Origin of the sequence: Duganella caerulea, assembly GCF_040362985.1 — a bacterium.
GTDB classification, from domain to species: domain Bacteria; phylum Pseudomonadota; class Gammaproteobacteria; order Burkholderiales; family Burkholderiaceae_D; genus Rugamonas; species Rugamonas vulcania.
Map to the genome: position 1 here is coordinate 557,047 of NZ_BPWJ01000004.1, position 23,751 is coordinate 580,797.

Consider the following 23,751-nt stretch of genomic DNA (forward strand, 5'->3'; position numbering starts at 1 on the left):
ACTATGCAAGCAGGCTGCGGGCTGCGGACAGCACTTCGGCCACCGATGGCGGCGTGCCGCGGTCGCCCAGGTTGATGATGCGCGGCGACCAGTTGCCCTCGGTCTTCCAGCGCGGCGAGTCGGCGTAGATTTCCACCGTCGGCCGCACGAAGGCAGCGGCGATATGGGTCAGTCCCGTGTCGACACCGATCACCAGGCCGGCGTGGCGCGCCAGCAGCATGGCGTCGGCCATCGACAACTTGGGCAGCACGCGCGCGTTCGGCAGGCCGGCGGCCAGCACTTCGGCTTCGGCCTTTTCCTTCGGCGAGCCCCATGGCAGCAGGATGGGCATGGGCGCCAGTTCGCGGCCCAGGGCGATCCAGTTCTCCGGCGCCCACTTCTTCGGATCGCGCGCGGTGCCGTGGAAGTAGACGGCATACGGCTCGGCCGGCATCCACTCGGGACGCGGCTCGCTGGCCGAGACTTCCGGCAGGCCGAAATCGGCCGGCGTGTCGACCTCGTAGCCCAGCGCCGCAGCAGCCACCAGGCGGCCGCGCGCCACCGCGTGCGTGCGCGGGTCGGTCGGGATGCTCAGGTTGTGGAAGATGCGCGAGATGCCCTCGTAGCCGGAACCTTCGCTGCCGTTGGCCAGGCCGACCTTGCGGCCGCCCTTCACCACGCGGGCCGCGCCCATGATGATGCCGGTCTTGAGCAATCCCTGCGTGTCGAACACGTAGTCGTACTGCTGCTGGCGCAGCGTGCGGAAGAAGTTCTTGATCTCGGCGCGCGTCTCGGGCTTGCCGAGACTCTTGCGCCAGCGCCGCAGCGCAAACGGAATGATGGTGCGCACGCGCGCGTTGAGCCGCACCAGGCTGACGTAGCCCTCCTCCACCACCCAGTCGATGTTCGCGTCCGGGAAATGGCGGGCGATATCGGCCACCATCGGCAGGTTGTGCAGCACGTCGCCCAGCGAGGAGACGCGCACCAGCAGAATGTTCAGCGGCTTGCGGCCGCCCGCTTGCGCCGTCATGCGCTTAGAACGGCAGTTCCGCGTCAGGCTTGGCGGCCTGGATCACGCTCTTGAACTGGCCCTGGATGCGCGCCAGCGCGGCCGGCGTTTCGGCCTCGAAGCGCATCACGATCACCGGCGTGGTGTTGGACGAACGCGCCAGGCCGAAGCCGTCCTCGTACTCCACGCGCAGGCCGTCAATGGTGATGATCTGCACATTGCCGGGGAACTTGGCGTCGCTGCGCAGCTTGTCCATCACGATGACGTTCTCGCCTTCGCTCAGGTGCAGGTGCAGCTCGGGCGTGCTGTCCGACTGCGGCAGCGAGTTCAGCAGCTTGGACGGATCGGCTTCGCGGGTCAGGATCTCCAGCAGGCGGGCGCCGGAATACAGGCCATCGTCGAAGCCGTACCAGCGGTCCTTGAAGAAGATGTGGCCGCTCATCTCGCCGCCCAGCGGGGCGCCGGTCTCGCGCAGCTTGGCCTTGACCAGCGAGTGGCCGGTCTTGTACATCAGCGGCACGCCGCCGTGCTTGCTGATCCACGGCGCCAGGTGGCGGGTGCACTTGACGTCGTACAGGATCTGCTCGCCTGGATGGCGGCTCAGCACGTCCGCCGCGAACAGCATCATCTGGCGGTCCGGGTAGATGATCTGGCCATCCTTGGTGACCACGCCCAGGCGGTCGCCGTCGCCGTCGAAGGCGATGCCGAGCTCGGCGTCGGTCTCTTGCAGGCAGCGGATCAGGTCCTGCAGGTTTTCCGGATGGGCCGGGTCTGGGTGGTGGTTGGGGAAGTTGCCGTCCACTTCGCAGAACAGCTCGATCACTTCGCAGCCCATGCCACGGAACAGGTCGCCCGCGAACGCGCCGGCCACGCCGTTGCCACAGTCCACCGCGATCTTGATCGGGCGCGCCAGCTTGACGTCGCCGATGATGCGCTCCAGGTACTGGGCGCGGATGTCATGGGTGCTGTAGGCACCCTTGGTGGCCGCCGACGAGCCGTCATGGTCGACGATGCGCTGGTACAGCGCGGTGATGGCCTCGCCGTGGATGGCCTCGCCGGCCAGCACCATCTTGAAGCCGTTGTAGTCCGGCGGATTGTGGCTGCCGGTGACCATGATGCCGGACGCCGCGCCCAGCACGTGGGTGCCGAAGTAGACCATCGGCGTGGCCACCACGCCCAGGTCGATCACATCCACGCCGGCCGCCTGCAGGCCTTCGGCCAGCGCCGCCGCCAACACCGGGCCGGACAGGCGGCCATCGCGGCCGATCACGACCTTCTTTTCACCCTTGGCCAATGCGGCCTGGCCGAACGCCTGGCCGATCTGGCGGGCGACGCCCGCATCCAGGGTTTTATCGATGATGCCGCGGATGTCGTAAGCCTTGAAGATCGTTTTAGATAAGGAAACCATAGTGTGGGAATGTAGTTGCGAGGATGGTTGAAGCCGGCGGCCGGCCTATCCGGCCGCCGGGTGATCGAAGTGCCAACAGTTTAAACCTTTAAGCCGGCGATGTCTTTACCGGCATCGACCCACTCCTTGACCCATTTTGGCTGGCGGCCGCGGCCGGTCCACAACTGGGTGGGGTCGGCCGGGTTGCGGTAGCGTGGCGCCACGCTGCCGGTCTTGGCGCGGGTGCCGCCGCTGGCGCCGCCCACCAGGTCTTTCAAGGGCACGCCCACGCTTTGGGCGATGGCCAGTATCTGCTCGCGCGCCTTGGCCAGGTCCTGGCTTTCGCGCTGTTTTAATTCGCGTTTAACTTTTTCTTGCAGATCGCGTAAATCCGCGGAGGACATATTCGACAGATCCATTGGATATTCCTTTTAAGTGAAGTGATATATAAAGCCCGGCGGGAATATATTACATCAACATAAAAATATCAGCTTTTCTTATGGCGTATCATCCAGCGCGGGGCTTTAAATCGGACAATGCGCACATAAATCCAGATGTAACTGCCGATAAACAAAATACAGCACACCATTAATGCCCAGGTATAGCGCCAGAATACCGTGGCCGGTATCACCGCCATCAATGAAAACAGCCATAAATAAGGCGAGGTCATTGAATTGCGGCGTATCAGCGCGCGCGCTTCTTTGCGGCCGACCGCCCATTGCACGATGCGGCGGAAGATTAAACTATGCAAATGGATACCGTCCGGCATGGCCGGAGATTTTCCACGGACAAACATCCGGCGATAAACGGAAAACAAGGTTTCAAAGGTCGGGTAGATTAACAGCAACGCCGCGTACCATGTGGAAACTTGCGGATTGCGCATTACCAGCAGCAGGGTCAGCTCCCCCAGCATGAAACCGATAAAATACGCGCCGCCGTCGCCCAGGAAAATCATGCCGACCGGATAATTCCAGATCAGGAAGCCGGCGGTGGCGCCCGCCACCATCAGGGCCGCGATCAGCACGAACATGTCGTTGACCTGCAGCGCAACGTAGCCCAGCGACAGCAGCATGCAGATGCACACCACGCTGGCCAGGCCGTTGAAGCCGTCGATGATGTTGACCGCGTTGGCGATGCCGGCCACGGCCAGCACCGTCAGCGGCAGGGTCAGCCACATGTATTGCAGCGGCCAGGCGGTGAACATCCAGTCGATGCGGTCAACGCGGGCGTCGAGCAGGAAATAGCCCAGCGCGGCGGCGGCCATGGTCAGCAGCAGGCGGCGGCCGGCGCTGACGCGGCCGGTGTAGTCCTCGACGATGCCGCCGACAAATGCCACGGCCGAGCAGGCCAATAGCGACATCAGCAATTGCGTCATGGCGGGCACCCGCCAAATGGAAATGAAAGAACTCAGCGCCACCGACAGGAATATCGATAAGCCGCCGATGCGGGCGACGTGGTGGGCGTGCACTTTTTGCACCCCCATGAAATCGGAATCGAGCGCAGGACCGTGCAATCTCGCTTCTTTAATCACCAGCAGGGTTAGCAGCGCGGAAGCGACAAAGCTCAGTAAAAAGGAAAACATATTTTTCTATACAAAATTACCGGGGCGCTAACCGATAAGGATGGATTGCACGCTAACTGGGGATTGTACCGGATTAAGCCGGCCTGGCCGGAATTGATGGCTTGCCATCCTGCCGGCGCGCGGTATTGGCGCGTCGGCATGATAGCAGCAGCGAGGGGGCGGGATGAAACGGGCTTACCAACCGATACAACTTAGCCCATGCACAGGCGCAGGGCTTCCTTCCAGTCCGGCAAATGGCAGAAACGCGCCATCAGCCGCTCGGACGACATCACCGAGTACTGCGGGCGCTTGGCCGGCACCGGATACTCGGCGCTGGTGATCGGCAGCACGCGGCACTCCAGCCCGGCCGCCTCGACGATGGCCCGGGTGAAGTCGAACCAGGTGGTCTGGCCCTGCGCGCTCAGGTGATACACGCCGCTGTTCTGCACCCACCACTCGCGTCCGCCCGCGTGGGCTTGCGACAGCACCAGCGCGGTGGTGTCGGCGATGGTGCGGCTCCAGGTCGGCGCGCCGTGCTGGTCGGCCACCACGCGCAGCTCGTCGCGCTCCTTGGCCAGGCGCAGCATGGTCAGCAGGAAGTTCTTGCCGCGCATGCCGTACACCCAGCTGGTGCGGAAGATCAGGTGCGGAATGCCGGCCGCCGCGATGGCCTGCTCGCCGGCCAGCTTGCTGGCGCCGTAGACGTTGAGCGGGCCGGTCGGGTCGTCCTCCCTGCGCGCCGACGGCTGGCCGCCGTCGAACACATAGTCGGTCGAGTAGTGCACCATGGCCGCGCCCAGCAGCTTGGCTTCCTGCGCCATCAGGCCCGGCGCCTCGGCGTTGATGCGGTGCGCCAGCTCGGGCTCGCTCTCGGCCTTGTCGACCGCCGTGTAGGCGGCCGGGTTGACGATCAGGCCCGGCTTTTCGCGGCGGATCACGTCGCGCACCTGGTCCAGGTCGGACAGGTCCATCACGTTGCGGTCCACCGCCACCACCTCGCCGATGCCCTGCAGGCTGCGCGCAAGTTCATAGCCCACCTGGCCGGTACTGCCGGTCAGCAGCACCTTCATGCGAACACCTCGGCGTCGGCCAGCAGCACGGCGGCCTGGTCCTTGGCCGACAGCAGCGGCGCCGCGTCCAGCGCCGGCCACTCGATGCCGATGGCCGGGTCGTTCCACAGCACCGAGCGCTCGTGCTCGGGCGCCCAGTAGTCGGTGGTCTTGTAGAGGAATTCGGCGGCGTCGCTGGTGACCACGAAGCCGTGCGCGAAGCCGGGCGGGATCCACATCTGCTTCTTGTTCTCGGCCGACAGTTCGATGCCGTACCACTGGCCGAAGGTCGCCGAGCTCTTGCGCATGTCGACGGCGACGTCGAACACGCTGCCGGCGGTGGCGCGCACCAGCTTGCCCTGCGCCTGCTGGATCTGGTAGTGCAGGCCACGCAGCACGCCCTTGGCCGAGCGCGAATGGTTGTCCTGCACGAAGGGCAGGGTCACGCCGGTCAGCTCGGCGAAACGGCGGGCATTGAAGCTCTCATAGAAAAAACCGCGGTCGTCGCCGAACACGCGCGGCTCCAGCACCAGCAAGCCTTCCAACGGTGTAGCGATCACATTCATCGTGGCACGACCTTATCTTCGAGGATTTGCAACAGGTATTGACCGTAGTTGTTTTTCTTCAGCGGCTCGGCCAGCTTGCGCAGCTGGGCGGCGTCGATATAGCCCTTGCGGTACGCGATCTCTTCCGGGCAGGCCACTTTCAGGCCCTGGCGTTTTTCAATGGTGGCGATGAACTGCGACGCGTCCAGCAGCGAGTCGTGGGTGCCGGTGTCGAGCCAGGCCATGCCGCGCCCCATCACTTCGACGTTGAGCTGGCGCTTCTCCAGGTAGACGCGGTTGACGTCGGTGATCTCCAGCTCGCCGCGCGCGGACGGCTTGATGCCGGCCGCGATGTCGCACACCTGGTTGTCGTAGAAGTACAGGCCGGTGACGGCGTAGTTCGATTTCGGCTTGAGCGGCTTTTCCTCGATCGACACCGCGGTGCGGTCGCCGTCGAACTCGACCACGCCGTAGCGTTCCGGGTCCTGCACGTGGTAGGCGAACACGGTGGCGCCGTCGGTCTGCTCGGTGGCATGGCGCAGCAGCGCGTCGAGGTCGTTGCCGTAGTAGATGTTATCGCCCAGGATCAGCGCGGACGGCGAGTCGCCGACGAATTCCTTGCCGATGATGAAGGCCTGCGCCAGCCCGTCCGGCGACGGCTGCACCGCGTAGCTGATGCTGATGCCCCACTGGCTGCCGTCGCCCAGCAGGTCCTGGAAGCGCGGGGTGTCCTGCGGCGTCGAGATCAGCAGGATCTCGGTCATGCCGGCCAACATCAGCACCGTCAGCGGGTGGTAGATCATCGGCTTGTCGTAGATCGGCAGCAGCTGCTTGGAGACGCTCATCGTCACCGGATACAGCCGGGTGCCGGAGCCACCTGCCAGGATAATGCCTTTGCGGTTAGAAATGCTCATTGCTGGCCTTCGCGATTAAAGTAATTGGTTTCCACCCACTTGGCGTAGCTGCCCGACTGCACGTCGGCCACCCAGGCCTGGTTGTCCAGGTACCACTGGACGGTCTTGGCGATGCCGGTCTGGAAGGTCTCGGCCGGCTTCCAGCCCAGTTCACGCTCGAGCTTGCGGGCGTCGATGGCGTAGCGGCGGTCGTGGCCGGGACGGTCCTTGACGTAGGTGATCTGCGCGCGGTAGCTGGCGCCGTCCGCCTTGGGTTTCAATTTGTCGAGCATGTCGCACAGCGTGTGCACCACGTCCAGGTTGGCCATCTCGTTCCAGCCGCCGACGTTGTAGGTCTCGCCCAGGCGGCCGGCCTCCAGCACGCGGCGGATCGCCGCGCAGTGGTCGCTGACGTACAGCCAGTCGCGCACCTGCTGGCCGTCGCCGTAGATCGGCAGCGGCTTGCCGGCTTGCGCGTTGGCGATGATCAGCGGGATCAGTTTTTCCGGGAAGTGGTACGGGCCGTAGTTGTTGGAGCAGTTGGTGGTCAGCACCGGCAGGCCGTAGGTGTGGTGATACGAGCGCACCAGGTGGTCGGAGGCGGCCTTCGACGCCGAGTACGGGCTGTTCGGCGCGAACGCGGTGGTTTCGCTGAACGGCGCGTCGTCCGGGCCCAGCGTGCCGTAGACCTCGTCGGTGGACACGTGCAGGAAGCGGAAGGCGGCCTGCTCGTCGGCCGGCAGCGCCGACCAGTAGGCGCGCGTGGCTTCCAGCAGGCTGAAGGTGCCGTTGATGTTGGTGTTGATGAACTCGCCAGGTCCGAGGATGGAGCGGTCCACATGGCTCTCGGCGGCGAAGTGCACCACCGCGCGCGGCTTGTGCTGCTGGAACAGCGCCAGCACCTGGGCCTGATCGCAGATGTCGCCGCGCACGAAGATGTGACGCGCGTCCTGCTTGAGCGAGGCCAGGTTGTTCAGATTGCCCGCATACGTCAGCTTATCGTAATTGAGGACTGGTTCATCGCTTTGCGCCAGCCAGTCCAACACAAAATTTGAACCAATAAAACCAGCACCACCCGTTACAAAAATCATTTAGTATCCCGAAGAGCAAGTTAATTTAGCAATGGCTACAATTTTATGTGATCTTGCGCTCACTGGTGCGAAAAATCGTTCCAGTGCTAACGCTTTTTGGACGATATTTCACGTCCGCTTCCACGCAAACAGGTCAAACAATGAGAACCTATCTGATTGGCGACCTTCAAGGTTGCCATGAGCAAACACTTTCCCTTCTGGAACGCGTCAACGCCGACGCCGCCGAGCGCGATCCCGGCGTCGAGCACCGCATCTTTTTCGCGGGCGACCTGATCAATCGCGGCCCCGACTCGCTGGCCACGCTGCGCCACGTGCGCGCGCTGGCCATGGGCAGCGGCGGCCGCATCGACAGCGTACTGGGCAACCACGACCTGCACCTGCTGGCGGTGGCCTACGGCATCCGGCCCGAGCACAAGTCCGACACCTTGGCCGAGATCCTGCACGCGCCCGACCGCGACGAGCTGATCGACTGGCTGCGGCGCCGTCCGCTGGCCATCCACACCCAAGGCCACGTGCTGGTGCACGCCGGCCTGCTGCCGCAGTGGACAGCGGCGCAGGCCATGGCGCTGGCCGGCGAGGTGCAGCAGATGCTGCGCGGCCCCGGCCTGGCCGAATTCCTGGCCGAGATGTACGGCAACCTGCCCGACCAGTGGAGCGACGCATTGCAGGGCGCGGACCGGCTGCGCTGCATCATCAACGCAATGACGCGGCTGCGCTTCTGCACCGCCGAGGGCAGGATGGATTTCAAGATGAAGGAAAGCGGCACGGCCGAACCGGGTTCGGGCCTGATGCCGTGGTTCGAGGTGCCGGGCCGGCGCAGCCGCAAGGACACGGTGGTGTTCGGCCACTGGTCGGCGCTGGGGCTGGTGATGCAGCCGCATTTGATCGGCCTCGACAGCGGCTGCGTGTGGGGCGGGCAGCTGTCCGCCGTGTGCCTCGAGGACCGGGCCCTGCTGCAGGTGCCGTGTCCGGCGTTCCAGCAGCATGGCGGCAAGAAAGGCTAGTGCGGCGCCGCCGTCACACCCAGCGCGGCGGCGACGGCCTGGTGCGAGGCCTCGGCCAGTTCGCGGCGGTGCGCGCCGATGCTGTCGATGGCCGGCAGTATCGTCAGGCGCGCCTTCACCGGCGGGCCGTCCAGGATCAGCATGATGCTCTCGGCGAAGGTGGTCTCGCCGATGAAATCCACCGACGGATGCGAGGCGCCGGAAGGATCGCGGTACGACAGCGCGATGGCCTGCACCGGCACCCTGGCGTCGATGGCCGCCTCGAACAGGTTGGCGTGGAACGGCAGCAGGTTGCCCTGCGCCGCCGTGGTCCCCTCCGGGAAGAAGGCCACGCGCTCGCCGCGCTCCAGGCTGTGCACCAGTCCCTTGAAGATGTGCCGCAAATCGCGCCGGTTGCCGCGCGCGATGAAGACCGTGCCGGCCTTCTCCGCCAGCCAGCCGGCCAGCGGCCACGAGCGGATCTCGGCCTTGGCCACGAAGTGGCTCGGATGCAGGCTGTGGATGACGAAGATGTCCAGCCACGACACGTGGTTGGCCACCACCATCGCGCGGTCCAGCAGCGGCACGCCGGCGCTCTGCTCCACCGTCACATTGCACATCGCTAAAAGCTTGGTCGACCAGCGGCGGATGTGGCCGTTACGCTTTTCCTGGCCGATCCACGGGAACACCGTCGCGCAGATCGCCATTCCGACTAGCACATGCAGAAACACCCGCGCCAGGCGGAAGATCATCGAAAGCTTCATGCAAACCGATCAGCTGCGTTGGAAGGCGACGTGCCCGGCCACGATGGTGGCGCGGACCTGTCCGGCCAGGTTGTAGCCGAGGAAAGGCGTGTGCTTGCCCTGGCTGGCCAGCGCCGACGCTTCCACCGTCCAGCGCGCTTCCGGATCGAACAGGCAGACGTCGGCCGCCGCGCCGACCGACAGGGTGCCGGCGTCCAGCCCGGCCACGCGGGCCGCGTCGGACGTGATGCGGGCCAGCGCGCGTGCCAGCGGACGCACCGAACCCGTGTCCTGGGTGGCGGCGTAGTCGTCGGCCCATTTCAGCGCCAGCGACAGCAGCAGCTCCAGTCCGGTGGCGCCGGGCGAGGCTTCGCCGAACGGCAGCAGCTTCTCGTCGTCGTCGACCGGCGTGTGGTCCGAGCACAGCGCGTCGATGGTGCCGTCCAGCAGGCCCAGGCGGATCGCGTCGCGGTCGCGCTGGCTGCGGAACGGCGGCGTCACGCGCGCGTTCGAATCGAAGAAGCCGATGTCGGCGTCGGTCAGGTGGATGTGGTGGGCGCCGACGTCGCAGGTGACCGGCAAGCCTTCCTTCTTGGCGTTGCGCACCAGCTCAAGGCCGGCCGCCGACGACATGCGGCACAGGTGCACGCGGGCGCCGGTCGAACGCATCAGCTCGAAGATGGTGTGCAGCGCGATGGTCTCCGACATCACCGGCACGCCGGACAGGCCCAGGCGCGAGGCCAGCGGGCCGCTGGCCGCGATGCCGCCGCGGCCGATGTGCGCGTCCTGCGGACGCAGCCACACGGTGTAGTTGAAGGTCTTGGCGTACTGCATCGCGCGCAGCAGCACGTTGGTGTCCTCGATCGGCTCCTCCGCCTGGGCGAAGCCGATGCAGCCGGCCTCGGTCAGCTCGGCCATCTCGGTCAGCGCCTGGCCCTTGAGGCCGACGGTCAGCGCGCCCAGCGGGTGCACATTGGCCTGGTTCAGCGTCTTGGCGCGGTGCTTGAGCATCTCGACCAGGCCCGGCTCGTCGAGCACCGGATCGGTGTCGGGCGGGCAGATCAGGCTGGTCACGCCGCCTTGCATGGCGGCCTGCATTTCCGATTCCAGCGTGGCCTTGTATTCGTAGCCCGGCTCGCGCAGGCGCGCCGACAGGTCGACGAAACCGGGCGAGACGATCAGGCCGCTCGCGTCGATGGTCTGGTCGGCCGTGAAGCCGGCCGGCGCGCTGCCAATCGCCAGCACCTTGCCGTCGGCGATATAAAGGTCGTTCTTGCCATCGATGCCGTTGGCCGGATCGATCAGGTGGCCGTTTTTGATATGAAGTTTCATGCCTGCTTTCATCCCTGCGTCCCCGCCACTATGCTCATCACCGCCATGCGTACCGCAATCCCGAACGTCACCTGCGGCAGGATCACCGCCTGCGGACCGTCCGCCACCGCCGAGTCGATCTCGACGCCGCGGTTCATCGGGCCCGGGTGCATGACGATCGCGTCCGGCTTGGCCAGCGCCAGGCGTTCCGGCGTCAGGCCGTAGCTCTTGAAGTATTCCTGCGCCGACGGCAGCAGCGCGCCGCTCATGCGCTCGTTCTGCAGGCGCAGCATGATGATCACGTCCACGCCCTTCAAGCCCTCTTCCATGTTGGTGAAGGTGCGCACGCCCATCTGCTCCAGGCCGCCCGGCAGCAGCGTGTGCGGGCCGATGGCGCGCACTTCCGGCACGCCCAGCGTGGTCAGCGCGTGGATGTCGGAACGGGCCACCCGGCTGTGCAGGATGTCGCCGACGATCGCCACCGTCAGGTTGGTGAAGTCCTTCTTGTAGTGGCGGATGGTGTACATGTCCAGCAGACCCTGGGTCGGGTGCGCGTGGCGGCCGTCGCCGGCGTTGACCACGTGGACGTGCGGCTGCTTGGTGTCGTGCAGGTGCTTGGCGATCAGGTAGGGCGCTCCCGACTGCGCGTGGCGCACCACGAACATGTCGGCGTGCATGGCCGACAGGTTGTCGATGGTGTCGAGCAGCGATTCGCCCTTGCTGGCGGACGAGGCCTGGATGTTCAGGTTGATCACGTCGGCCGACAGGCGCTTCGAGGCGATCTCGAAGGTGGTGCGGGTGCGCGTGGAGTTCTCGAAGAACAGGTTGAACACCGATTTGCCGCGCATCAGCGGGACCTTCTTGACGTCGCGGTCGGAGATGCCGACGAACGACGAGGCGGTGTCCAGGATGTGGTTGACGATGGACTTGGGCAGTCCCTCGATCGACAGCAGGTGCTGGAGTTCGCCGTGTTTATTCAGTTGCGGATTAAGCATGGTTTTATTCTATGGTTAGCGTGAATTTTCCATCGTCGGCGCGCTTGAGCACCAGCGCCTGTCCCGGCGGCACCTGCACGTGGCCGGCGACGAAGTCGGCCGCCACCGGCAGCTGGCGCTCGCCGCGGTCGACCAGCGCGGCCAGCATGATGCGCGCCGGGCGTCCGTAGTCGAACAGCTCGTTGATCGCGGCGCGCGTGGTGCGGCCGGTGTACAGCACGTCGTCCACCAGCAGGATATTGGCGGCCGCCACGTCGAAGCCGATGTTGGTCGGCTTGATGTCGGCCGGCAGGCCCTTCTTGGCGTAGTCGTCGCGGTAGAAGGACACGTCCAGCACGCCGCAGCGGGCGGACAGGCCGAGGTCGGCCGCGAGGCGCTCGGCGATCCAGGCGCCGCCGGAGTGGATGCCGACGATGGCGACATCGGCCACGCCGGCCAGGCCGGCTTTGACGTCGGCCAGCAGGGTCGCATACAGCGCTTCGGCGTCGAGTTGGTGGGGATTCAGTGTGGACATGGGTTTAATGAGAGTCGAAATATTGTTGCAGGATGATGGCGGCGGCGCGGTCGTCGATGACCTCGCCGCGCTTGGCCGTGATCACGGCCGAGGAATAGCGTTCGTCCACCAGCTCCACCGGCAGGTTGAAGCGGCCATGCAGCTGGTTGGCGAACTTGCGGGCGCGCGCCGTCATCTCGTGCGCGGCGCCGTCGGGATGCATGGGCAGGCCGACCACCAGCCGCGCCGGCTTCCACTCGTCCAGCAGCGCCTGGATGTCGGCAAAGCGGGTGGCGTTGTCGATGGCGGCGATCACCTTGACCGGCTCGGCCTGGCGAATCATGGTGTTGCCCATGGCGACGCCGATGCGCTTGACGCCGAAATCGAATGCGAAGATGGTCTCGATGGTCACGGTTAGCCTGGCACCTTATGCATGCCCGGCCTCCGAGGTCAGCATCAGCGGATCGATGCCCAGCAGGCGCATGGCGGCCGTGTAGCGCTCCTCGATCGGGAGCTTGAACAGGATGTCGGGATCGGCGCCCACGGTCAGCCAGCCGTTGCGGCTGATCTCGTCCTCCAGCTGGCCCGGGCTCCAGCCCGAATAGCCGATCGACACCAGCATGCGCGGCGGACCTTCGCCGGCGGCCACGGCCTCCAGCACGTCGATCGAGGTGGTGAAGGCCACGTCCTTGGTCACCGTCAGCGACGAGGAATAGCGGGTGCCCGGCGTGTGCAGCACGAAGCCGCGGTCGTCCTGCACCGGGCCGCCGAACATGATGGGGGCGTCGACGTCGACATTGGACTCCAGCTTGAGGTCGATGCGCTCGAACAGCACTTCCATCGTCATGTCGGTGGGTTTGTTGATGACCACGCCCAGCACGCCGTTTTCGTTGTGCTCGCACACGTACACGACAGTCCCGCCAAACACCGGATCTTGCATGGAAGGCATTGCAATCAGGAAATGATTTGCCAGGTTCAGGGTGGCGGTGGCGCCGGCGCCTGGGGCTTCCAACGGATCGCCGGCTTCCTGGAGCATGCCGGGTACAGGGAGAGTTTGGCCGATTTTGCTTTTCTTCATATGCGTGGTTCTTTCTGTGCTGCTGACAATTACTGTAGTATTCGCGCGGCTAGCAACTCTGTCTAACCGCTAGTTTACACTGAATTGCGGATGCGGCCACGTTTGAGTTCCCACACGAGATTGACACAGACTCAATGAAACTGAATTCCTCCCTAGTCTGGTTGCGCCGCGATTTGCGGGTTTTCGACCATGCAGCCCTGCACCGCGCCCTGCAAGACAGCGCCCGCGTGCATTGCGTTTTTGTCTATGACACCACCATCCTGGACGGCCTGCCGCGCCGCGACCGGCGGGTCGACTTCATCCATGCCAGCATCGCCGAAGTGGCCACGGAGCTAGAACAGCTGGGCGGCCACCTGATCGTGCGCCATGCCGATCCGGCCGCCGCGATCCCTGCCCTGGCCGCCGAACTGGGCGTGGACGCCGTCTACTGCAACCACGACTACGAGCCGCAAGCCATCGCCCGCGACGCCGCCGTGGAGCGGGCGCTGCAGGCCGATGGCCGCCGCTTCGTCAGCTGCAAGGACCAGGTGATCTTCGAGAAGAGCGAAGTGCTGTCGCAAACCGGCGGCGTGTTCTCGGTGTTCACGCCGTACAAGAATGCCTGGCTGAAGAAGCTGGAGGCGGACCCGTCGGTGCTGGCGCCGTACCACGTCGAACCGCTGGCCGCGCGCCTGGCGCCAGCCCCGGCCAACGCTCCGGCCCTGCCGACTCTGGCCGAGCTCGGCTTCGAGCCCAGCAACCTGGCCGCGCTGAAGATCCCGACCGGCATGTCCGGCGCCACCGCGCTGCTGGAGGACTTCCTGCCCCGCATCGCCAGCTACAAGGAGGCGCGCGACTATCCGGCCGTGAAGGGACCGTCCTATTTGTCGATCCACTTCCGCTTCGGCACGCTGTCGGTGCGGCACCTGGTGCGCACCGTGCTGGACCTGATGGCACGTGGCGCCGGCGGCGAAGGCGCGCCGGTCTGGCTGGCGGAATTGATCTGGCGCGAGTTTTACGCGATGATCCTGTACCACAACCCGCACGTGGTGGGCGGCTCCTACAAGCCGGCCTACGACGCCATCGAGTGGGAAACCGGCCCCCATGCGGACGAGCTGTTCGCCGCCTGGTGCGAGGGCCGCACCGGCTATCCGCTGGTGGACGCCGCCATGGCGCAGCTGAACCAGACCGGCTACATGCACAACCGCCTGCGCATGGTGACGGCCTGCTTCCTGATCAAGGACCTGGGCATCGACTGGCGCCGTGGCGAAGCCTACTTCGCGCAGCACCTGAACGACTTCGACCTGGCCTCCAACAACGGCGGCTGGCAGTGGGCCTCCTCGTCCGGCTGCGACGCCCAGCCCTACTTCCGCATCTTCAATCCGATCACGCAATCGGAAAAGTTCGACGCCTCGGGTAAATTCATCCGCCGCTACCTGCCGCAGCTGAAGGACTTGAGCGACAAGGAAATCCACGCGCCGTGGCTGGTGCCGCGCATGCTGCCGCTGGACTATCCCGATCCGCTGGTCATGCACGACGAGGCGCGCAAGCGCACGTTGGAACGCTACGCGGTGGTGAAGAAGGACGGCTAACGCATTTGTGAGCGATTTGTGGGACGCTCCACACGACACTGGGAACACCAGGCCCGCCGAAAACAGGCCTGACGTCATCATTCCCAACGTCCACAGGAGTTCCCATGTTGCAAGCACCAACCGCCCCAACCCCGCTGCTTGGTTCCGTCGTCTGCACGCCAACCGTGGCCGCCATCGGCGAAAGCGTCTGCGTCGAAGTCAAGGCCCCGAACGGCCAGTCCTACGACAACACCGAAAGCGCCAACATCAGCATCAACGGCGTGCCCGGCTCCAAGCAGTACCTGGTCTGGAACCGGGCCGGCAAGAAGACCATCAACGTCGTCGCCGGCAAGCGCGGCGCCATCGAGAAGCTGAAAGCCGAAGTCCAGATCAACGCTCCCGCCGACGGCAAGCAGCCGCCGATGCTGACGGTGCGCAGCGCGCCGCACAATCCCACCACGATGATACTGACGGTGCAGAACGCGCCCGAGCGCCGCACCCAGGGCACGCCGCGTCCGCGCATCGAGATCAAGCCGCGCACTCCGGCCATTCCAACTGGCCCCATCGTGCCGCGCAAGACCGCGATGAGCGCATTGACCATTCCCGCGCGCGACGCCGCCAGCCATCCCATCCTGACCACCACGCCGCCGCGCGCCGCCATCAACATGGGCGGCGGCGCCACGGCCGCCGTCTACAACTGGCAGCTGGGCGCCATCGCACTGGGCAGCACGCATCCCACGCTGCAGCATGACTTCTCCGCGCAGCTCAATCCCAACCGGCCGCACACGGTGTTCCACGTGCAGGTGACGGTGCAGCAGCCGGGCGAGGCGGCGCGCACGATCCAGCGCAGCGTCAGCGTGGCCAATCCCTACTTCCTGGCGCGCCAGCGCGGCGTGCTGCAGCCGCCGGTCGAGAGCAGCGACTTCAGCGCCCAGTTCATCGACGGCAGCTACCGCGCCAGCTTCGTCGTGCGCAATCCCGAAGCGAACAACCTGACCTTGAGCAGCATGCAGCTGGAGCTGGCCTATGAAGACGGTCCGCGCGAATTCGAACTGCGCCCCGCCACCGCCAGCGCCGTCGTGCTGAAGGCGCAGGCCGCGACCCGCATCGACGTCGTCGTCCCGAAAGCGCAGCTGCCGCAGCAGGCCATCGCCTTCAGCGTGCACTATCGCGGCACGGCGCCAAACGGGCTGCCGGTGCGCGTCAGCGCGCACTTCGATCTGCCGCAGCACATGAGCAGGAAGCTGCTGGTCAACGCCAACGCGCAAGCCCTGCTGAGCGACCTGGCCAGCCGCCAGCTGGTCGCCAATCCCGGCTCGATCACGCTGGACGAAGTGAAGCGACTGGGCAGCTACGGCATGCTGCCGGCTGCCGCGTCGACGCTGCAAGTGGGCGTGAGCCGCATGCCGGCCGTGCTGGCCAGCGCGCTGCAACCGCTGCAAACGCTGACGGCGATGGACCTGCACGTGGAGCCGCCGTTCCCGGTCGAAGGCCAGGAGTGCGATCCGTGGAATATGCCGGACCACATCCCCGACGGCATGTACTGCATGCCGACCCAGGAAAAGCGCTGGATGCAGATGCCGCCGCGCTTCATGAACGCCAAGAAGGGCGACTTGATCCTCAACCCCAGCAACGGCAGCCTGATCTCCGCCGTGCTGCAGACGGTGACGCCGCCGCAGCGCTACTCGCACTCCGGCATCATGACCCGCAACCGCGACGAAATCACCCACTCCACCGCATCGGAAGACCGTCTGATCGAATTCATCGGCGGCGACGGCGCCCGTCCCGACGTGCTCAAATACCTGTGGCCGGGCGTGGTCACGCAGACCGTCGAACACGCGGTCGACGGCGAGGACATGGTCGATCCCGAGACCGGCAAGAAGCATTCGATCGCGGGCTTCGCCACCATCGAATCGAAGCTGGACCTGGGCGGCGTGGCGCCGGAGATCGTGCCGGCCATGGTGGTCAAGCCCGATCCGCTGAAGGAAACGCTGGAGATCCGCCAGACGCTGCACGGTATCGCCGATTTCGCCGCGCAGCAGGCCGGCAAGAGCCACTACCGCTTCTTCTGCTACACCAATCCCGCCATCGGCCTGACCGACAAGGCGCCAGCCAGCGCCAAATGGGCGGCCAACACCTTCCCGACCGTGTGCTCGTCGCTGCTGTGGATGTCGATCAAGCAGTCCGGCGTGCCGATGGAAGGCGGCATGCTGGAACAGAGCGACCTGGCCGCCGGCGCCGGCATCACGCCGTCCACGCCGGACGGCCTGTATCTCTACCAGTCCGACGAACGCATCGCCGCCGGCGAGGTGTTGTACTCGAAGATCCACGAGATGGTGCTGGAGAGCGCCGGCTGGTTCGGCAACGCGCTGACCGACGCCGCCGACGATACCGCCAACCAGATGCTCAACGCCTTCGCCTCCGACTGGTGCGACACCGACGCCAAGGACTCCGACGCCTGGCGCCACACTGGCGACGCCAACGCCGTCAGCCCCGCCAACCTGTGCTTCTTCGACGCGCCGCTGTACGGCTATTGCGAGCCGTTGATCTACCGGCCGGCGCGCTGGGAGGAAGTGACCATCTACAAATGGAAAAAGGTGGCGCAGACCGGCACGCTGCACGGCGTGGTGCATTACGAGGGCAAGCCGGCGGCGGGCGTGAGCGTGCAGATTTCGCAGAACCAGTTCACCCACACGGCGGCCGACGGCAGCTTCACGCTCACCGGCGTACCGGTGGGCAGCGTGCTGGTGACCGCCGAGAAGCAGGAGCTGCATGGCAGCGCCTCGGCGACGGTGGTGGCCAACCAGACCGCGAACATGACGCTGGACCTGCAACCGCCGCCGCACTGGTTCCGCCGCCTGACCATCGACGGCTGGATGGCGACTACCGACTATGAATTCGCCGCCGCCGCGTATCCGCACAGCGTCGGAGATTTCTACAGCATCGCGCAACTGGGGCCGTCGTCCAGCACCCACGCGGTCAAGGTGTTCGACCAAGTGGCCGACGACGCGATGGGCCGCCTGATCCTGACGCTGGACCTGCTGGCCAATGACGTCATCCAGGTCAAGGCCACCCTGCGCTGCTACGGCGAGGGCTACGCCGACGGCGACAACTACCAGGAAGGCCACCTGGCGCCGTTCACCATCGGGCCGAACAAGACCGGCACCTGGTGGATGTTCGTCGACGGCGACAACTACGCCGAGGCGCACTTCACGCTGACCAACAAGGTCGATCCGGTGTAAGCCTGAACGCAAGGGGCGGTGCGGCCGCCCCTTGCAGCACGATAGTTGTCGAAATTTAAGATTTGTTCTTTTGGCATTCAGAATTAAACTGGTTGTTCCTGCGCAATTCGCCTCAAGGAACCGCCACCATGGCCTCACTCGCCAAGACTTCCCGTCCCGTCGCCCGCCTGATCGGCCGCAGCAACGCCGTGCAGGCGGTGCTCGACTCCCCCGCCACGCTGACCTGGATCGCCGCGCCGGCCGGTTCCGGCAAGACCAGCCTGGGACTGGAGTTCTGCCAGGCCGCCGGCCCCACCGTGGCCTGGCTGCGGCTGGACGAAGCCGACATCGACCCGGCCAGCTTCCTGCTCTACTTCGAACAAGCCATCGTCAACGGCGGCGTGGCGCCGGACTGGCAACCGCCGCCACTGCTGCGCGAACACCTGCCCGCGCTGCAGGGCTACCTGCGGCTGTATGCGCGCTCGCTGGGCGCGGCGCTGGCGCCGGCCAGCCGCATCGTCATGGACGACGCCCACCGCTGCCAGGACGCGCCCTTCTTCCGCCAGTTCCTCGAAACGCTGGCGACCGAGCTGCCGCCGGCCAGCAAGGTGGTGGTGCTGAGCCGCGCGCTGCCGCCGTCCGCCTGCGCGCGCCTGCTGGCGCACGGCGACATGCATGAACTGGACAGCGCCGCATTGGCCTTCAGCCGCGACGAAACCGAAGTGCTGCTCAACGTGCTGGGCGTCGGCCACGCCGACACCGTCGCCGACAGCGTCTACAACTTCACGCGCGGCTGGGCGGCCGGCATCGCGCTGGTGGCCTCGTGGCTAAAGCGCCGTCCGGGCGCCGCGCTGGCGGCGGAGGACGTGCTGTCGGAAGCGATGGTCGGCTACCTGGCCGAGGAAGTGTTCAGCGCCTACAGCGACGAGGAGCGCGCCACGCTGTTGGCGGTATGCTGGCTGCCGAACTTCAGCGGCGCGTGGGCTGCCACGCTGTCCGGCGCGCCGCACGCGGCCGACATCGTTGCGCGTCTGGCCGCGCAGGGAGCGTTGATCTACGAATACCCCGGCCGCCAGTACGCGCTGCATCCGCTGTTCCAGGGTTTCCTGCGCAAATGGGCCTCCACCCGCATCGACGAGGCGCAGCGCCACGCCTGGATCGCCGGCTGCGTCGACACGCTACTGGCCGACGGCAGCGGCGACGCCGCCATCAAGCTGGCACTGGAACACGGCATGCCCGAACGCGCGGCGGGCCTGATCGAATCGCGCGCCGAGACGATGCTGGCCAGCGCGCGCCACACCACGCTGGCGCGCTGGATCGACGCCCTGCCCGAAGCGCATCGCGGCGCGTGGCACCATTACTGGCTGGGCCTTGCCGTGTTCATGAGCGACACCGCGCGCGCCCGCGCCGCGCTGCTCAAGGCGCTGGAGGCGTTCACGGAGCAGAACCGGCCGATGCACCGCTTCCTGGCGCTGAGCGCCATCATCAGCTCCTACTTCTTCGACGGCGCGGCCGAACAGCCGCTGCGCGCCTTCCTGCAGCGGCATGTGGACCCGGCGCAGGACTACGACCAGCTGCCCGATCCCGGCCTGAAAGCGCACCTGACGCACAGCATGTGGAGCGGCTTGTTCATGACCGATCCCGGCCACCAGGACATGGAACTGTGGGAGCGGCGTGCGCTCGAAGTGCTGCGCCAGCCGGCCGATCCCACGCTGAAGGTGAGGCTGGGCGCGATGCTGGGCCAGCACTACTACCAGTCCGGCCGCTACGCCGCCGTGCGCAAGGTGCGCGTGCTGCTGGACGCGCTGCCGGAAGCTTCCGCGCTGCCGCCGTACGCGCGCTACCTGTCGCACCTGGTGCAGCTGTACGATGCGCTGGTGGGCATGGACCACGCCCGCTTCGACGCCACCTTCGCCGCCTGCCGCGCCAGTTCGGAAAGCAGCGGCATCCGCATCATGGACGCTCACTACGTGCTGCTGTACGCCGCCTCCTGCCTGCTGCGCGGAGAACTCGACAAAGCCGCCGCCGCCACCACCGAGATCGCCGAGCAAACGCCGGCGCAGCACCACAACCTGGTGGCCCACCTGCAGCTGACGCAGACCTGGCTGGCCAGCTGCCGGGGCGACGGCCACGGCGCGCTGGAGCACGCGCGCCTGGCGCACGAGGCGGCGCTGCGCTTCGGCAGCATTCCCTACGAGGTCTACGCGCAGGCCGCCAGCTGCGTCGCCTATACGCTGCTGGACCGCGACCGCTGCGCCGCCGAAACGGCCGTCCTGCGCCGCCACGCCGCCGACTACAACTCGCCGCTTGCCGCCACCTGGGCCGACCTGCTGGAGGCGTGGTTGCAGATCACCAGCGCCGACGGCAAGGCGCAACCGGCGCAGCTGCTGCTGGCACAGGAAAAGCTGCGCCGCGCGCTGTACCACTTCGCATCGCAGGGCAGCTACCTGACCTTCGCCACGCCGCACATCCTGCAGCCACTGTGCGCGCACGCGCTGGCGGCCGGTATCGTCCCCGACGCGGCCAACGCGGTGATACGCGCCTGGCGCCTGGCGCCGCCCGAAGACGCCAGCGACAACTGGCCATGGCCGGTGCAGGTACGCGTGTTCGGCGGCTTCGAGCTACGCATCGACGGCGAGCCACTGCGCTCGCAAGGCAAATCCAAGCACCGCCAGCTCGACATCCTGAAACTGATCGCCGCCCACGCGCCGGCCAGCATCTCGCTGGACCGCGCCGCCGAGCTGCTATGGCCGGACGCCGACGGCGACACCGCGCGCCACGCGCTGGAGACCACGCTGTCGCGCCTGCGGACGACGGTGGGCGCCGGCAGCATCGTGCTGGAACAGGGAGCGCTGTCGCTGGCGCCGCAGCGCTGCTGGAGCGACACGGCGGCGATGGACCGCCTGCTGGCGCGCTTGCAAACGCTGACGAAGGAGTGCAGCACCGCCGGTACCGGCGCTGACGCCGGCGCCGGCAGTACCTCCGCATCGCACGAAGCCGCGCTGCTGGCGGCATCCACGCAGGTGCTGTCGCTGTACCGGGGAGAATTGCTGCATGGGGAAAGCGCGCCGTGGCTGTTGGCGCGGCGCGAACTATGGCGCGGCAAGCTGGCGCGCGCGCTGGGCGAAGCAGGCCGCCAGCTGGCCCGCGCCGGCAACACGGCAGCCGCCGCACAACTGCTGGAGCGCGCGCTGGAGGCCGACCCGTACTGCAAGGCCCTGAGCACGGACCTGATGCGCATCCACCTGGACGACGCCAGTTTCGAGGAAGGACTGGCGGTCTACCGGCGCTACCAGCGCATGGCATTGAGCGCGCTGGGCGCGCCGGTGGCGCCGGAGATCGAAGCGCTGGCGCAGCAGCTGATGGCCTGCGCCGCGCAATCCGGCCCCGCCCATCACGCGGGCCAGGCCGGATCGAAGCGAGCTACATGATGTACTTCAGATGCGCAGCCGGGATGCCCATGGCCTTGGCCAGTTCCGGATTGGCGCGTATCTGCTGATCCACGCCCTCCATCGCCGGCACCTGATGCACATCCAGCCGCTCGGCGCGCGCCTCCGCCGCGCCGCCCTCGGTGCGGCGACTGACTTTCTGCATATCGGGCGCCAGGCGCAGCACCACGCCGCCACGTTCACGGGTGGCGTTGAGCAGCGTGCCGTTTTGGTCGGTATGCACATTCAGGCCGGTGTAGCCGGCGTCACGCAGCAGCGCGCTGATGTCGTTGACCAGTTTTTGATCCTTATCCATTTTCATTTTCCTTTTAAGCTAAGAGCAGGCCGAGCGACGCATCGCTGCTGGCGTTTTGTACGAAGGCGCCGGCGGCTTTTTTACCGTCGCCAGGCAAGAAGTAAATATTGGAGAACTTGACGTTGGCGATGGCCGACGTCAGTTGGGGCAGCAGCGCCTGGACTTCCTTGCGCACCGCCGGCATCGCGGCCTTCAGCGCATCGGAAGCGGGGCCGGCGCAGAAAGGCGCGCCGCCCTCGAACGAGAACCAGGTGCCATCAACCGTCACATGCAGATGCTTCTGGCTGTCGAGGAAGACGAACAAGAACACCGAGATGGTGCCATCGATATCGCTGCAGAACCAAGGCGTCTCGATATGGAAATCGAAATTGACTTTGGCTAGCATGTCGAAAGGTTTGTGCGCGGCGGGCGACTGGCTGAAGTAGGGAACGCTGATCCACGGCGTGCCCTGCACGCGCAAGCCACTGGTGAGCGAAGCGCCCGCCGCGATCAGCTGCTTGGCGACCATGCCGACGTTGGCGTTGGTGTTGATGACCTTACCGAGATCGACCAGGTTCTCGCCGGTGGGACGATGGACCACGAAAGTGCCGCTGCCCGGAGGCGATTCGGTAAATGGCTGATCTGCTGCGCTGACGGCGTTCTGGCCAACGAACACGCCGTTGAAGAACCCTTGTATGAATGAATATGTGCTGGTAACTGACATGATGCTTTCTTCCTGTAGATAAAAGCGTCATCGATGGAATATCGACAACCGCAGGGAGAAAGTTAATCTTGTCGGACCCACAAATGACTTGCAAATGCCCGGTGCAAGCTCGCGCCGCCGCGCGCGCAAGCGGAGGTAGACTACATCCTCGACTAACCAAGGAGAGTGACGATGAACAAAAACACGATCTGCCTGTGGTACGACCATGACGCGGAAGAAGCCGCGCACTTCTACGCCCGCACCTTCCCCGACAGCGCGGTCGGCAAGGTGCACCGGGCGCCGTCCGATTTCCCCGGCGGGAAAGCGGATAGCGTATTGACAGTCGAGTTCACGGTCTGCGGCATCCCGTGCATCGGCCTCAATGGCGGCAAGGCCTTCAAGCACAGCGAGGCATTCTCGTTCCAGATCGCCACCGACGACCAGGCCGAGACCGACCGCTATTGGGACGCCATCATCGACAACGGCGGCAGCGCAAGCGCCTGCGGCTGGTGCAAGGACAAATGGGGCCTGTCGTGGCAAATCACGCCGCGCGTGCTGACCGACGCCATGGCCAAGGGCGGCGACGTCGCCCAGCGCGCGTTCCAGGCCATGATGAAGATGGGGAAAATCGACGTCGCCGCGATCGAAGCCGCCGTGCGCGCCGCCTAACGCGTCCCGTGGGTCAAGCCGTACTTCCGCAGAATGGCGAGCCAGGCTGGATCGCTGTCCATCCTGGCCACGACGTCCTCGATGTCGTCGCGTTCCCTGGTCATCCCTTGCTGGAACATCAGGTGGCGGGCGTAGCTGCCCAGGTTCTGTTTTGAGACATGGATTTTCCCGGCGATGCTGGCATCGTTCTTGACCAGATAGCGGGCGGATGAATCGGCAAGCGTGATCACGTCGAGACGCTGCATCAACAGCATGCTCAGTAACGCGCCTTCGTTGTTGTTGCGGTGTGCGTAGATACGTCCGCTGTCCATGTCTTCCGCCAGCGCCGGATAGGTATGGCCCAGCATCGCGCCGAAGCGGACGCCGTGCAGCGAAGCGGGACCGTCATATTCGAACGGCGCCGAGGCGCGCGACAGCAGGTCCTGGCGGTCATCGAACAAGACCGAGGTCCAGAGGTATTTGCCGCCGGCCGGCCCACCAAAAATAACCGACGGCGCAAACAAGACCATGCCCCTGGCGCCGGTATCGAGCATGGACCCCAGGCGGGCGCGCGGCACGAACATCAGGCGGACCTCATATTTACCGGCCAGCTTCTGGTTCAGGTAAGCCACCAGGTCCCGATCCAGTCCGGCATTGGACCGGGCATCCGTCAGGAACGGCGGCGCGGCGTAGTAGGTCCAGGCGGTGAGCACCTCGGCCGCCTGGGCACACGCCAGATCGCGACAGCAGCCCAAGAATATCAATATGGATGCCAGTGCGATCTTCATG

At 65.8% G+C, this 23,751-nt stretch carries 22 protein-coding genes; 5 read left to right on the forward strand and 17 right to left on the reverse strand.

Annotated elements, in window-relative coordinates; translation table 11 throughout:
• Position 1 precedes the first annotated feature (1 nt).
• The 8 genes from waaC to rfbB all read right to left on the reverse strand — a co-directional run bounded on the left by waaC (position 2) and on the right by rfbB (position 7,514).
• Positions 2 to 1,009, reverse strand: a complete 1,008-nt coding sequence (gene waaC / locus ACUJB0_RS15320) for a lipopolysaccharide heptosyltransferase I (RefSeq protein ID WP_444845972.1) — start codon at positions 1,007 to 1,009, stop codon at positions 2 to 4.
• A gap of 4 nt (positions 1,010 to 1,013) precedes the next feature.
• Entirely contained in the window at positions 1,014 to 2,396 is a 1,383-nt protein-coding gene (locus ACUJB0_RS15325; RefSeq protein ID WP_444845973.1) for a phosphomannomutase/phosphoglucomutase, read from the reverse strand.
• Between the two features lie 80 nt (positions 2,397 to 2,476).
• On the reverse strand, positions 2,477 to 2,794 hold the full coding sequence (locus ACUJB0_RS15330; RefSeq protein ID WP_444845974.1) for an H-NS histone family protein: 318 nt from the start codon (positions 2,792 to 2,794) through the stop codon (positions 2,477 to 2,479).
• Positions 2,795 to 2,862: 68 nt separating this feature from the next.
• Positions 2,863 to 3,957 carry an MraY family glycosyltransferase gene (locus ACUJB0_RS15335; protein ID WP_444845975.1) on the reverse strand — a complete coding sequence of 365 codons (1,095 nt, stop codon included), beginning with the start codon at positions 3,955 to 3,957 and terminating at the stop codon, positions 2,863 to 2,865.
• 191 nt (positions 3,958 to 4,148) lie between these two features.
• Positions 4,149 to 5,006 (reverse strand): dTDP-4-dehydrorhamnose reductase, encoded by an 858-nt coding sequence (gene rfbD, locus ACUJB0_RS15340; RefSeq protein ID WP_444845976.1) that lies wholly within the window; start codon positions 5,004 to 5,006, stop codon positions 4,149 to 4,151.
• Positions 5,003 to 5,551: a dTDP-4-dehydrorhamnose 3,5-epimerase gene (rfbC, locus tag ACUJB0_RS15345; protein ID WP_444845977.1), complete on the reverse strand. Its 549-nt coding sequence runs from the start codon at positions 5,549 to 5,551 to the stop codon at positions 5,003 to 5,005. The genes rfbD and rfbC overlap by 4 nt, the downstream gene beginning before the upstream one ends.
• On the reverse strand, positions 5,548 to 6,444 hold the full coding sequence (gene rfbA, locus ACUJB0_RS15350) for a glucose-1-phosphate thymidylyltransferase RfbA (protein ID WP_161089262.1): 897 nt from the start codon (positions 6,442 to 6,444) through the stop codon (positions 5,548 to 5,550). Before rfbA ends, rfbC begins: the two co-directional genes overlap by 4 nt.
• Positions 6,441 to 7,514: a dTDP-glucose 4,6-dehydratase gene (gene rfbB / locus ACUJB0_RS15355; protein WP_444845978.1), complete on the reverse strand. Its 1,074-nt coding sequence runs from the start codon at positions 7,512 to 7,514 to the stop codon at positions 6,441 to 6,443. The genes rfbA and rfbB overlap by 4 nt, the downstream gene beginning before the upstream one ends.
• Before the next feature lie 140 nt (positions 7,515 to 7,654).
• On the opposite strand from rfbB, the gene ACUJB0_RS15360 reads away from it, so the two are divergent.
• Positions 7,655 to 8,518 (forward strand): symmetrical bis(5'-nucleosyl)-tetraphosphatase, encoded by an 864-nt coding sequence (locus ACUJB0_RS15360; protein ID WP_444845979.1) that lies wholly within the window; start codon positions 7,655 to 7,657, stop codon positions 8,516 to 8,518.
• Here ACUJB0_RS15360 and ACUJB0_RS15365 read toward each other — a convergent pair.
• The 6 genes from ACUJB0_RS15365 to ACUJB0_RS15390 all read right to left on the reverse strand — a co-directional run bounded on the left by ACUJB0_RS15365 (position 8,515) and on the right by ACUJB0_RS15390 (position 13,117).
• Positions 8,515 to 9,261 (reverse strand): lysophospholipid acyltransferase family protein, encoded by a 747-nt coding sequence (locus tag ACUJB0_RS15365; protein WP_444845980.1) that lies wholly within the window; start codon positions 9,259 to 9,261, stop codon positions 8,515 to 8,517. The genes ACUJB0_RS15360 and ACUJB0_RS15365 overlap by 4 nt on opposite strands.
• Before the next feature lie 9 nt (positions 9,262 to 9,270).
• A complete protein-coding gene (locus ACUJB0_RS15370; RefSeq protein ID WP_444845981.1) occupies positions 9,271 to 10,572 on the reverse strand; it encodes a dihydroorotase in 1,302 nt (433 codons plus the stop codon).
• A gap of 8 nt (positions 10,573 to 10,580) precedes the next feature.
• Positions 10,581 to 11,546, reverse strand: coding sequence for an aspartate carbamoyltransferase catalytic subunit (locus ACUJB0_RS15375; protein WP_117012038.1), 966 nt, complete (start codon positions 11,544 to 11,546; stop codon positions 10,581 to 10,583).
• Between the two features lie 4 nt (positions 11,547 to 11,550).
• Complete coding sequence (gene pyrR, locus ACUJB0_RS15380; protein ID WP_117012039.1) at positions 11,551 to 12,060, reverse strand: bifunctional pyr operon transcriptional regulator/uracil phosphoribosyltransferase PyrR; 510 nt, start codon at positions 12,058 to 12,060, stop codon at positions 11,551 to 11,553.
• A gap of 4 nt (positions 12,061 to 12,064) precedes the next feature.
• Entirely contained in the window at positions 12,065 to 12,394 is a 330-nt protein-coding gene (gene ruvX / locus ACUJB0_RS15385) for a Holliday junction resolvase RuvX (protein ID WP_217430646.1), read from the reverse strand.
• Positions 12,395 to 12,466: 72 nt separating this feature from the next.
• The gene (locus tag ACUJB0_RS15390) at positions 12,467 to 13,117 is read right to left on the reverse strand and encodes a YqgE/AlgH family protein (RefSeq protein WP_444845982.1); all 651 of its coding nucleotides are present in this window, start codon (positions 13,115 to 13,117) and stop codon (positions 12,467 to 12,469) included.
• A 134-nt stretch (positions 13,118 to 13,251) separates the two neighbouring features.
• On the opposite strand from ACUJB0_RS15390, the gene ACUJB0_RS15395 reads away from it, so the two are divergent.
• From ACUJB0_RS15395 to ACUJB0_RS15405, 3 genes are all read left to right on the forward strand, one after another.
• Positions 13,252 to 14,688, forward strand: coding sequence for a cryptochrome/photolyase family protein (locus ACUJB0_RS15395; RefSeq protein ID WP_444845983.1), 1,437 nt, complete (start codon positions 13,252 to 13,254; stop codon positions 14,686 to 14,688).
• Positions 14,689 to 14,792: 104 nt separating this feature from the next.
• Positions 14,793 to 17,909: a carboxypeptidase-like regulatory domain-containing protein gene (locus ACUJB0_RS15400; protein ID WP_444845984.1), complete on the forward strand. Its 3,117-nt coding sequence runs from the start codon at positions 14,793 to 14,795 to the stop codon at positions 17,907 to 17,909.
• A gap of 128 nt (positions 17,910 to 18,037) precedes the next feature.
• A complete protein-coding gene (locus tag ACUJB0_RS15405; RefSeq protein ID WP_444845985.1) occupies positions 18,038 to 21,319 on the forward strand; it encodes an AfsR/SARP family transcriptional regulator in 3,282 nt (1,093 codons plus the stop codon).
• Here ACUJB0_RS15405 and ACUJB0_RS15410 read toward each other — a convergent pair.
• Positions 21,312 to 21,632: a hypothetical protein gene (locus ACUJB0_RS15410; protein ID WP_444845986.1), complete on the reverse strand. Its 321-nt coding sequence runs from the start codon at positions 21,630 to 21,632 to the stop codon at positions 21,312 to 21,314. The genes ACUJB0_RS15405 and ACUJB0_RS15410 overlap by 8 nt on opposite strands.
• Positions 21,633 to 21,645: 13 nt before the next feature.
• The gene (locus ACUJB0_RS15415) at positions 21,646 to 22,335 is read right to left on the reverse strand and encodes a hypothetical protein (protein ID WP_444845987.1); all 690 of its coding nucleotides are present in this window, start codon (positions 22,333 to 22,335) and stop codon (positions 21,646 to 21,648) included.
• 171 nt (positions 22,336 to 22,506) lie between these two features.
• On the opposite strand from ACUJB0_RS15415, the gene ACUJB0_RS15420 reads away from it, so the two are divergent.
• The gene (locus ACUJB0_RS15420) at positions 22,507 to 22,983 is read left to right on the forward strand and encodes a VOC family protein (protein ID WP_444845988.1); all 477 of its coding nucleotides are present in this window, start codon (positions 22,507 to 22,509) and stop codon (positions 22,981 to 22,983) included.
• Here the strand turns inward: ACUJB0_RS15420 and ACUJB0_RS15425 are convergent.
• Positions 22,980 to 23,750: a substrate-binding periplasmic protein gene (locus ACUJB0_RS15425; protein ID WP_444845989.1), complete on the reverse strand. Its 771-nt coding sequence runs from the start codon at positions 23,748 to 23,750 to the stop codon at positions 22,980 to 22,982. The genes ACUJB0_RS15420 and ACUJB0_RS15425 overlap by 4 nt on opposite strands.
• Position 23,751: the final 1 nt, after the last annotated feature.